Source organism: Fodinibius sp. Rm-B-1B1-1 (genome assembly GCF_038594945.1).
In the GTDB taxonomy this organism is placed as follows: domain Bacteria; phylum Bacteroidota; class Rhodothermia; order Balneolales; family Balneolaceae; genus Fodinibius; species Fodinibius alkaliphilus.
In genome coordinates this window covers 1,632,029-1,642,800 of sequence record NZ_JBCFYD010000001.1, presented here as the reverse complement: position 1 = coordinate 1,642,800, position 10,772 = coordinate 1,632,029, and the positions used below count along the sequence as shown (strand labels likewise).

General features: G+C 41.6%; 11 protein-coding genes and 4 tRNA genes. 6 read left to right on the top strand and 9 right to left on the bottom strand.

Annotated features, from left to right (window positions below):
- The 9 genes from AAFH98_RS07360 to queA form a co-directional block, all read right to left on the bottom strand.
- Positions 1-127 (bottom strand): GTP-binding protein (locus tag AAFH98_RS07360; protein WP_342522055.1); only part of this gene is annotated, 127 nt, incomplete at its 3' end.
- Between the two features lie 62 nt (positions 128-189).
- A tRNA-Thr gene (locus AAFH98_RS07355) sits at positions 190-261 on the bottom strand.
- 23 nt (positions 262-284) lie between these two features.
- Positions 285-357: transfer RNA gene (locus AAFH98_RS07350), tRNA-Gly, on the bottom strand.
- A 6-nt stretch (positions 358-363) separates the two neighbouring features.
- Positions 364-446 (bottom strand) — tRNA-Tyr (locus tag AAFH98_RS07345).
- A 60-nt stretch (positions 447-506) separates the two neighbouring features.
- Positions 507-578: transfer RNA gene (locus AAFH98_RS07340), tRNA-Thr, on the bottom strand.
- 150 nt (positions 579-728) lie between these two features.
- Complete coding sequence (locus AAFH98_RS07335) at positions 729-1,361, bottom strand: DedA family protein (RefSeq protein WP_342522049.1); 633 nt, start codon at positions 1,359-1,361, stop codon at positions 729-731.
- Between the two features lie 2 nt (positions 1,362-1,363).
- A complete protein-coding gene (ispF, locus tag AAFH98_RS07330; protein WP_342522048.1) occupies positions 1,364-1,837 on the bottom strand; it encodes a 2-C-methyl-D-erythritol 2,4-cyclodiphosphate synthase in 474 nt (157 codons plus the stop codon).
- Positions 1,837-2,532 (bottom strand): 2-C-methyl-D-erythritol 4-phosphate cytidylyltransferase, encoded by a 696-nt coding sequence (ispD, locus tag AAFH98_RS07325; protein WP_342522047.1) that lies wholly within the window; start codon positions 2,530-2,532, stop codon positions 1,837-1,839. Before ispD ends, ispF begins: the two co-directional genes overlap by 1 nt.
- A gap of 2 nt (positions 2,533-2,534) precedes the next feature.
- A complete protein-coding gene (gene queA / locus AAFH98_RS07320; RefSeq protein WP_342522046.1) occupies positions 2,535-3,581 on the bottom strand; it encodes a tRNA preQ1(34) S-adenosylmethionine ribosyltransferase-isomerase QueA in 1,047 nt (348 codons plus the stop codon).
- A 384-nt stretch (positions 3,582-3,965) separates the two neighbouring features.
- On the opposite strand from queA, the gene AAFH98_RS07315 reads away from it, so the two are divergent.
- The 6 genes from AAFH98_RS07315 to AAFH98_RS07290 are packed head-to-tail and all read left to right on the top strand — an operon-like array spanning position 3,966 to position 10,723.
- Positions 3,966-4,505: a hypothetical protein gene (locus tag AAFH98_RS07315; protein ID WP_342522045.1), complete on the top strand. Its 540-nt coding sequence runs from the start codon at positions 3,966-3,968 to the stop codon at positions 4,503-4,505.
- 22 nt (positions 4,506-4,527) lie between these two features.
- Complete coding sequence (locus tag AAFH98_RS07310) at positions 4,528-4,980, top strand: LytR C-terminal domain-containing protein (RefSeq protein WP_342522044.1); 453 nt, start codon at positions 4,528-4,530, stop codon at positions 4,978-4,980.
- A gap of 13 nt (positions 4,981-4,993) precedes the next feature.
- The gene (gene rsfS / locus AAFH98_RS07305; RefSeq protein WP_342522043.1) at positions 4,994-5,407 is read left to right on the top strand and encodes a ribosome silencing factor; all 414 of its coding nucleotides are present in this window, start codon (positions 4,994-4,996) and stop codon (positions 5,405-5,407) included.
- Between the two features lies 1 nt (position 5,408).
- Positions 5,409-5,834 (top strand): hypothetical protein, encoded by a 426-nt coding sequence (locus AAFH98_RS07300; protein WP_342522042.1) that lies wholly within the window; start codon positions 5,409-5,411, stop codon positions 5,832-5,834.
- Entirely contained in the window at positions 5,827-6,801 is a 975-nt protein-coding gene (locus AAFH98_RS07295) for a 2-hydroxyacid dehydrogenase (protein ID WP_342522041.1), read from the top strand. The genes AAFH98_RS07300 and AAFH98_RS07295 overlap by 8 nt, the downstream gene beginning before the upstream one ends.
- 43 nt (positions 6,802-6,844) lie before the next feature.
- Positions 6,845-10,723 (top strand): ATP-binding protein, encoded by a 3,879-nt coding sequence (locus AAFH98_RS07290; protein WP_342522040.1) that lies wholly within the window; start codon positions 6,845-6,847, stop codon positions 10,721-10,723.
- The last annotated feature ends 49 nt before the right edge of the window (positions 10,724-10,772 follow it).

Below are 10,772 nucleotides of genomic sequence, written 5' to 3'. Positions count from 1 at the left end.
CCCCGCCGTGGTGCTTGGCCATTACGGTCGTAATCGCCGCCGTCGTGGTCGTCTTCCCGTGGTCTACGTGACCTATCGTTCCTATGTTTACATGTGGCTTATCTCGCTGAAATGTCTCTTTTGCCATGAGTAAATAAGTTTACAGTTAAATGTTCAGAATCACATCAATAATTGTTTCTGCACTTGCAGAGCCGTTAGTCGGAATTGAACCGACGACCCCTTCCTTACCATGGAAGTGCTCTACCCCTGAGCTATAACGGCTTGTGCGTTCCCGCGTAGGGCTGAGCGGGCGACCGGAGTCGAACCGGCAACATTCACCTTGGAAGGGTGACACTCTACCAATTGAGTTACGCCCGCTTAGTGTGGGGGGAGTAGGATTCGAACCTACGAAGTCTCACGACAACAGATTTACAGTCTGCCCCAGTTGGCCGCTTTGGTATCCCCCCGCGAAAAATCAGTATGTCAAATATTTCGGCTCGTAATAAAAACACTCGATGAACCAAGTGAGCCAGCGACCGGATTCGAACCGATGACCGGCTGTTTACAAGACAGCTGCTCTACCCCTGAGCTACGCTGGCTTATCGAGCATCTTTTTATGACTAAAGGCCGACGTTCCAATGCAACAATCAGCCCTTGGCCGAAAGACTCCAAAACTAAGTACAGTTTTCTTTTTTGTCAACATAAAATTACTAAATAAATCTTTTTTATTTCTGAGGCGGAAAGGATTGCTATTTCGTGGTTGATTTCCTGTAGTAATGCCTTATCAACTTAAAAGCGATAAACAATCCAATGCCTGCCAAAATAATTCGGCCATAAATTGAGAGATATTTTCCAATCAACTGCCAGTTTTCGTGCACGACCCAACCGAATCCCAATAAAATGCCATTCCACAAAAGGGAACTAATTGTAGAATAGATAATTGTGCTGCTTATTCGGGTATGACTCAAACCAGCCGTCAGCGAAATCACCGAGCGCGTACCTGCTAAAAAACGATTTGCCAACACTACGCCCATTCCCCACCTTTGCATCCAGTTCTGGACCTTATTAAGATATTTAATTGGGATAAATCGCAATAACCAAAACTTATTTTTCTTCTTTTCAATCAACGTCCCCCACCGACTGCCAATCCAATACATACTCATAAATCCAACGACCGAAGCAATAGTTGTAAGTATTAAAACAGGTACTAATCCTATTACCGATTCCGCTGCAAGGTATCCCCCAAAAGCTACTAACACATCTCCGGGGATAGGAGGCACAATATTTTCTACGTATGCTACAAGAAAAAAAACCAAATAAATACTCAGTGGCGGCAAAGTATTAATAAGCTGAACAGCCTCTTGTATAAATTGATCAATCATGATTACCGCTCAGTTAGAAGTATCACTGCTCGCGCTGAAATCCCCTCCTCATTACCCTCGAATCCTAACCCTTCAGATGTAGTCGCCTTCACGGATACTTGATCGATATTAACTTTCAAATCATCAGCAATAACTTGACGCATCTCATTTATATGCGGGGCCATTTGGGGACGTTCTGTCACGATTGTAGCATCTACATTATTCACAAGGTATCCTTTTTCGCGGACCATGGTTAAGGCATCCCGCAACAAAATTCGACTATTGATATCCTCGAACTTGCTGGAAGTGTCCGGGAAATGTTTCCCTAAATCTCCCAGTGCACAGGCGCCAAGCAGCGCATCGGTAATAGCATGCAATAGAACATCGGCATCAGAATGACCGGCTAAACTTTTTCCAAAAGGAATTTTAACTCCACCTATTACTAACGGACCTCCGTCCTCAAAACGATGTACATCATAACCGTAACCAATACGCATTACGAACCTCGTCCTTTTTCTACCAATAATTGGGCAAGTTCTAAATCAAGTGGATAAGTTATTTTAAAGTTAGAGCGATCGCCCTCAACCATTACAACGGTATATCCTAACCGCTCCACCAATGAAGAATCATCCGTCCCCAAAAAATCATCTTCGCTTGCTTTTTGATACGCCTCCATCAACAATTCCTTTTGAAAGACTTGCGGAGTCTGCGTTTGCCATAAGTATTTACGAGAGGGCGTTTCTCTGATAATCCGATTACCATCAATCTTTTTGATAGTATCTTTGGCTGGTACTCCTAACACTGCCCCTCCATTCAGATCAGCTGCCTCACAACAATTACAGATATGTTCTTGCCTTACAAATGGACGGACAGCATCGTGTACTATAATCAAGTGTACATCCCCAGCCTCTTTAAGCGCTTTGTGTATTGACTCCTGTCTTGTGTTACCGCCAACCAAAACAATACCTTCAACATCAGCCGGCAACGCCTTTTGCAAAATTTCTTTTGTTGCACCCAAATACGATTTGGATGTTGGTACTATCACCTGCTTTAAACCATCAAGGGATGAAAATCGCTGAATCGTCTGCTCAATAATAGTACAATCCCCCAACTGCAAAAAGGGCTTAGGGATATCCTTTTGCATGCGGCTACCTATACCAGCAGCCGGGATAATAAGCGCTTTCGTAGCCACAGTTAGATAATCAACATTGAGTCACCAAAGGCGAAGAAACGATAATCATTTTCCTGAGCTTCCTCATACGCTTCCATCAGAAAATCATAACCGGCAAAAGCCGCACCCAACATCAGCATTGTTGATTCAGGACGATGGAAATTCGTGATCACCCCTTCCGTAATCTTAAAATCATACGGCGGAAAGATAAACTTGTCAGTCCAACCAGTACCTGGCTTGGAAATACCACTGGCGGTAATGCTGGTTTCGATAGTTCTAACCGATGTTGTTCCGCATCCTACAACTTTGCGGTCGGGATCAGCCAGTGCTTCATTAACTTTAGCTGACGTTTCTTCTGATATATAATAGTTTTCAGAATCCGTTCGGTGCTTAGTCAAGTCCTCAACTTCGCATGGACGGAAGGTCCCCCATCCGATATGCATGGTAATAGGCAACATCTCAACGCCTTTATCCTTGAGCTTTTCAACAAGCTCATCGGTAAAATGCATAGCAGCAAACGGCGCCGCAACTGAACCACGCTCCTTGGCAAAAATAGTTTGATACTGCTCTTTATCTTCTTCTCGCGCTTCCCGTTCGATATATGGAGGCAATGGCATTTCGCCAATATTATCTAAAATGTGGTATAACTCTTCATTTGAACCTTCAAACAAAAATCGAATGGTTCGCCCACGTGAGGTTGTATTATCGATAACCTCAGCCATCAAATTTGGACCAAAATAGAGCTTATTACCAATCCTTATTTTTCGTGCCGGCTCTACAAGCACATCCCATAACATATTTTCGGGTACCAGCTCGCGAAGCAAAAACACCTCAATATCCGCATCTGTCTTCTCCTTTTTTCCTTTCAGCCGTGCGGGAAAAACCTTGGTATCATTATAAATTAAAACATCGCCCTCGTTGAGATATTTATGAATATCTGCAAAAGTTTCATGTTTGATTGACTGATCCTCTCGATTCAGAACCATCAACTTTGCAGCGTCTCGGGGCTGTACCGGTTCTTCAGGAACATTAAAATCTTCTGTATCAAATTTAAAATCGGTAAGTTTCATTATCGAACTATGGGCTTTTATTTATTTTCTTTAACCACTATTTTGGTCAGCTTCAAAAGCGTTCCAAATATACTCTATTTTATTCCGCAGGACAAACGGCAATATTTTGCTATAAAGCTTTCTCAACGCTCTTTAATAATTAGCCATGATAATTACTGAATTGGTGGATTGTGAATATTTGCCCCCTTCCATCATGGCCAAACTTCTCTAAAAATCCCTTACATATTACTATTGCATTGAGGGCTTAAAAAGTATTATTCATCCATATAAAAAAATCACCTTTTTACAAGCCTCCCTCTTTATCTTAGATGCATACTTTATTATACTATATATAAGATTTTTGCGTTATTTTAGCTGTTAATAGTTTAATCTGGTATTCCTCTTATGAAAAAGAAAACAGCATTTATATCAACGGTAAGCTTCCTTCTATTATTTTTGATTGGACTGAGTTCTATATCTCATGCCCAACTACGATCAGACGCTAACAGAAGTACTGACTTGATGGGACCAATCGTCAAACAAGAAGATCCCAGTAAGGGAGCCGACTGGAGTAATCTGTTCAACATGCAGATGGATCACTCATACGCAATGACGTTTTCGAGCTTTGGAGGCCAGTTCCAGAACATGAATGCTTATACCAATACTATGCACTTCTTCTTTTCGGAAGATTTGACAGGACGAGTGGATTTATCTTTGCTACACTCTCCTTTTGGAAACAGCATGATGTCTCCCAATAACAGCGGTAATGGCATGGATACACAATTTCTGATTAGAAATGCGGAGCTTAATTATCAAATTAGTGATCGAAGTAATATTCGTATTCAATTTCAACAAGTTCCCAATTATGGGTACGGGATGAATCCCTGGTCGTCCGGAATGAGAAATGATCCCTTCGGCTCACCGTTTTACGGTCGCAACTTTTGATTTTTTGAACAATCGGTAATTAATGACATCTAAGAATAGCGATACGAATTCTTTTGCTCTAAATGCTTCTATTGGTTTTCTAAGCCTATTATTAACACTCCTCATTTTTGGACTTTTTACACGTGTTGTCTATCCACGAATCGAGAATCAACGGGCCACAGAAAACCCAGAACTCATTAGTAATATTATCCAGCTTGAAGTTCTTAACGGATGTGGGGTTCCGGGCCTTGCCAATGAATTCACGTCTGTCCTACGAAAAAATGGATTTGACGTTGTTGAAACCGGCAACTTCAAAAATTTTGACATGGAGAATACTGTTGTTATTGCCCGTACCTTTGATGCTGAAAACGCTAAACGGGTAGCAGATGCGCTCGGAATAGCTGAAAAACATGTATTTATTGAAGCCTCAGAAGATTTTTACCTTGATGCAACAGTCGTTATCGGCTCTGATTATGAATCTCTAAAATTTAATTAATGGTACATACCATATGACCAAAACCTCTCCTAAAACAGAACAGCAATTTACCAGTTCTAATAAAGAAAAAACCGTAGACTCAGATAAACTTATTGAAGTTATCGGAGAAGCCTTGCTTGATCGAAAAGCTGAAGACATTACGGTTCTTGATGTTCATGAACTTACGACCTTGGCAGACAAGTTTGTTATTTGTCATGCCAGCACGGATGTCCAAATCAAGGCTATTGCCGATAATGTCAACAAAGAAACCAAGGAGCAGCTTAATGAGAAAGCTTGGAAAGAAGAAGGCCGTGAAACACGTCGATGGGTAATTCTCGACTATGTAAATGTTGTAGTACATATCTTTAAAAAGGAATTACGCGAATATTATGCCCTGGAACGCATGTGGAACGATGCTCCCATCCGAAAAATAGAAGATACCGAATAACGTGCGCTTATTGCTTATCTTTATATCTATTGCCGGACTCATTATCGGGTGCGCTTCATCGTCAAAAAACAGTGATAAAATTGACTCACTCGAACACTTAGTAGCTATTGAACAGCCCGATGATGAGCCAAATGAAATGGCGAAAGTTTATATTGATTCTCTGAAAACGATTCAACATAACAATACTCGCTCCCTTCTTATCCACGGAACGTTTCCAGATGGATGCACGAAATTACGAGCTGTTTCTCACCATTTGGATGGCGACTCTCTCTCTATGGATATTTCGGCCTGGCGTAATCCAAATATGATGTGCACACAGGCCCTGACCCCTTTTTCTTACCTGTATGATGGTATAACTGAAGAAGAATTAAATTCACATAAACAAATTTTTATCAACGGTACTCCATTTAGTTTAAATTATGAGTGAACGTGTACTCGTCACAGAACCTATTATTCCTGAGGTTATTGAAAAGTTGGAAAACCAATACCAGGTAGATGTAGGCAAAAGTGGCACATATGACAACGAAGAGGCCCTCATCAACGATATTCCAGCTTATGATGCCCTGCTGCCTATGTTATCAAACCCCATCAGTGAGGATGTCATTACAGCAGGAACTAATCTCAAAGTTATTGCCAATCATGCCGTTGGCTACAATAACATCAATGTTAAAGCAGCTATAAAAGAGGATATCGCTGTTGCGAATACGCCCGGCGTACTAACCGACTCGTGTGCAGAATTTACCATCGGGTTAATGTTAGCTGTATCGCGCCGTTTGTTTGATGCTCAGGAATATCTGTTGGACGGAAAGTTTGAAAACTGGGAGCCCCTTGGCTTTTTAGGTACAGAATTAAATGGAAATACACTTGGAATTATAGGCATGGGACGTATTGGTACCGGAGTAGCCCGACGTGCCAAAGCCCTGGGAATGAACATTTGCTATCATAATAGAAGTCGCGTTTCCCCTGAAATTGAACAAGAACTCAATGCAAGCTATTGTTCTTCTATTAAAGAACTGGCGTCGCAATCCAATTTCATTTCATTACACTGCCCCCTAACAGATGATACCCATCATTTAATTGACCACGAGATACTGGACGTGATGAATAGTAATACTATCCTGATTAATACATCCAGGGGCCCTGTAGTTGATGAAGAAGCTCTTGCTCATGCTCTCCATAATAAAACTATTGGCGGAGCCGGGCTCGATGTTTTTGAAGATGAACCTAAACTGCATCCCAAATTAAAAACTGCCCCAAATTGCGTATTAACGCCTCATATTGCCAGTGCAAGCTACCAAACGCGTAAAGATATAGGCCTGCTCGCAGCGGATGCTATCATAGGAATATTAGAAGGAAAATCGCACTCCGAAATTCCCAACTTGATTCAACCCTAAATTCGGTTCATATTCTCTTATCTAAGAACCGAATATTGTTGTTATGATAACCATATCCTCAAAAAAAGAAGGGCTACAGTGGCTGGGATGGTCATTACTGACCCTTCTTATTATTTTATTAGTCATAGAGGGATGGAGATATGGTATCAAACCCTCTGCAAAAGATAATCAAGAGCTAATTGAAAATAGCCTCAACAAGGCTTCACAGTTTTTTATAGACAAACAAGGAGAACTACTTACCCATTCTGAAAATATAGCTAATACACTTCAATCCCCTCTTCTGCAAGGTCGTTCAGAAGGTTATCTTTATGATATATTAAATCAGGGGAACTTCTGGGGCGCTGCATTATTTCATGAGGAGAATCCCATAGCGTGGAAAGGCTTTGCCTTGCGAGACCATAACAATACCGACCAGAATCAACACGATTCCCCGATTTCTCTCAAACGACATAACAACGTTATCTACTGGGAATGCCACATCCCATTTAGTGTTCAAGACAGCACTACCACCCTACAGTATGATCTTTTTACAACATCTCGTATAGAGCAAAATAATCCACTTGCCATTGGCGACCAAAGCGAGTTTAACCTTTTTGACTCCCCCCAGTTTTCTGCACCTTATCCGCTCAACTTTAGCATCTTCAGTTCCCCACCTGACCAACAAGTACAAAGTCAACCACTTACTAATTTAGCTGGCGACTCGGTAGGCGTCGTATATGCTACGGCCGATGAGTTTCAACTTTCGCAAGCCGAATGGAAAGCAAATAATACGTTTTGGAGATCATTGTTTGCAGCCTTATGCTTCTTTGTTGTCGTTGCTATTCTCTTTGCAGCTACCGAACAACTATCACTGTGGAAATCAATGCTACTCCAGCTATTCTTTGTCACAGTTGGATGGTTTATTTTTGCCTATTCGGATGCATTATCATACTGGTTGCTATCACTTTCCAATAATGCAGCAAGCGAATGGGCCGACCTTGTATCAACGCTTAGCACCTCATTTACTCACGCTATTTTTGCTTGGGCAGCCTCGGTCGTGATCAGCAGAAAACTTAACCAATATCACTATCGGATTGAGGCCGATTGGTATTTAAGTATCATTAGTCTGGGTAGTATTTTTGGTGCCGTTAATGCTTTGGTTGTTCTCAGCTTTTTTAAGATGCTGTACCAAATCGTCAACAAGATTGATGTTGCCCTCCTCGACTTACGAATCTTCCCCGAAGTGGGGACCATCATCCTCTATCTTATTCTTGGTCTTGCCACCATAGCAGCTGCAAATATATTGATGAGCTTAAACCGGATGCTCTTTCGATTTGCAAAAGAACATCTAAAGCTAACAGCGGCTGTTCTTTCAGTAAGTTTTTTTATAAGTCTTTTTATTGCTCAATTGTTTATTGCCGAGCGACTTATCCTTAACTGGATGTTTTATAGCAGTATCATTGGCTTTGCTATTATTCTGGTACTTACCATGGGGTATGCAAAGGGGGTTTGCCAGATTGTCAACACTTCCGACTTTCGCAAATTAACCATAAGCTCTTTTCTTATTGCGATTGTATGCATGCCGGTATTATACCATGCTGCCCAAAACAACATGGATGAAAAATTATGGCAACGGGCCTTAACCTACGTCCAAGAAGAAGATGAATTTGCAGAACAACTCACCGCTGACCTATTAACCCAGCTTGAACAAAACTTTCGTGATGTAACTCCCGAGGACCTTATAGAAAACAGATCCACACTACAAACTCGTTTTACGCAAACAATTAGGGACTATATTTCGCCACGCAGCAACACATACTCACTGAACTTACAACTTGTTCGTTCTAACGGCACATTAATAGCTGATTACGCGACCGATCTGAACTCACCAAATTGGGTGAACACTTATAATATCCCTACGCTACAAATTGTCACTGAGATTGAGCAGATAACCAAACCTACCATCCGACCGGTCGTTCAACTCCCGCAACTAATTAACCAACAAAAATACCGTACATTCTACCGTGGGTGGATTCCCATCTTTGGTGTTTCGGATAATGAACCCATTGCCTGGATTTTATGCTCAGTATACCAAGAGCGTCCAGAATATAACAAACCCATCCGCACGGTGATGTCAAGACTTACATTCGAGGATTTAACCACTCCTTATTTATTGCAAAGATTTCAAGATGGGTCTTTAGTCAATTCCGTGCAACAGGGATTCACCAATCACTTCCCAAAATATCGGATGCTTCGCCAAGACCATATCGAAGCATTAGAAAACGATACACTGATCTATACCGACGAACAAACTGATCGATCTGGATACCGAACCCTATTCTGGAATCACAGCCAGAATAACATTATCAAAGCCAGTACCATCCAGCCGGGATACCGAGTCATCCTTTTCTCCTTTTTTCGGCTTAGCTTTTTACTACTCTTGGTGGGCGGCCTATTTCTACTAATCAAACAACTATTACTGTCATTTAATGTCGGATTACTTGGCAACAATATTCGCTTTCAGGATCGTCTTATCGATAGTTTTTTACTGGCCACCTTGCTCTTTTTAGGCTTTCTTATTGCATCATCCCATTACGCGATAAAACAGCAAAACCAAAATATTGTCCGCCAGGAACTTGTGGACAAATTGGAGCGACTATCAAATTCAATCGAATCGAATCAAGAAATTCAAAACCGTCAATCTCTGGGAGCCTCTTTCTCCCTTGATTCTCTTGCCACTCCATTTGATGTAGATGCCAGCTTTTATATCAACCAAACAGTGACAGAAACTACAACTCCTCAAATTTACCAACAGCACCTGCTACCGGCTGCCCTGCCCTACGATATCTTTCATGAGCTTTATAATCGAAACCGACAAGATGCGTACTCCAACGTGCAATTAGCAGGACAGGATTTATTAATTGGCTACCGCATCATCACCAATAATAACAATACGCCTATAGCTACTATTGCAATTCCTACGTTTTTAGAATCCCCAAAGTACGACCAGCAACTATTAGAGACGATCAGCTACCTCATTCTGGTGTACTTATTTGTATTCGGTTTGTTCATTCTCGGCTCTACATTTATTTCAAAGCAGCTCACCCGTCCATTAGTACATATCCAGCGCGGCTTAAATAAAATCTCCGGTGGCAACCTTGATACTACCATTCCCGTTACCAGTAATGATGAAATTGGGAACCTGGCCCAAGCCTACAATAATATGGTTTCACGACTCAAAAAGCTCCAAAAAGAGTTAGCTACGGCCGAACGCGAAGCGGCCTGGAAAGAGATGGCACAGCAAGTGGCACACGAGATCAAGAATCCACTTACTCCAATGAAATTAAATGTCCAACATCTGGAACGCCAACTTAAAAGTGACAATCAAAATCCGGAAGAACTCAAAAAGAAAGTCCAGCAAATTACCGCTAATCTGATTGAGCAAATCCAATCCCTCAATAATATTGCCTCAGATTTTTCAAAATTTTCGCAGCCTCTTACCGAAGACTTTACAACGGTAAATATTGAGGAGATTTTAGCCTCTGTAGCTAAACTCTACGAACATGATGAAACTGTTACAATTACCCTTGATACTCCTCAACGCCCCATGCGAGTGGCCGGTATTGCCGATGAATTGAAACGAGTTATCATCAACTTGGTAAAAAATGCCTACGAAGCAATGTCCACTAATGGTGGAGAAATTGTACTACGCCTCTATCCCCATCAACAAAATGTATTTATTGAAGTTGAGGACAACGGTACAGGCATTGCGGAAGAAGATCGCCCCAATATTTTCGTCCCCAACTTCTCCACTAAGTCAAGTGGTACCGGACTGGGACTGGCAATCTGCAAAAAAATTATTGAGGCTCACGATGGGAGCATCAGCTTTGCATCAGTCGAAGGCGAAGGCACTACTTTTGTTATAAAATTGCCTCAGAAATAAGACTCGGTTTCTGCTTACTTTTCCCTCTCTTTTTTTGTACCATACGCGA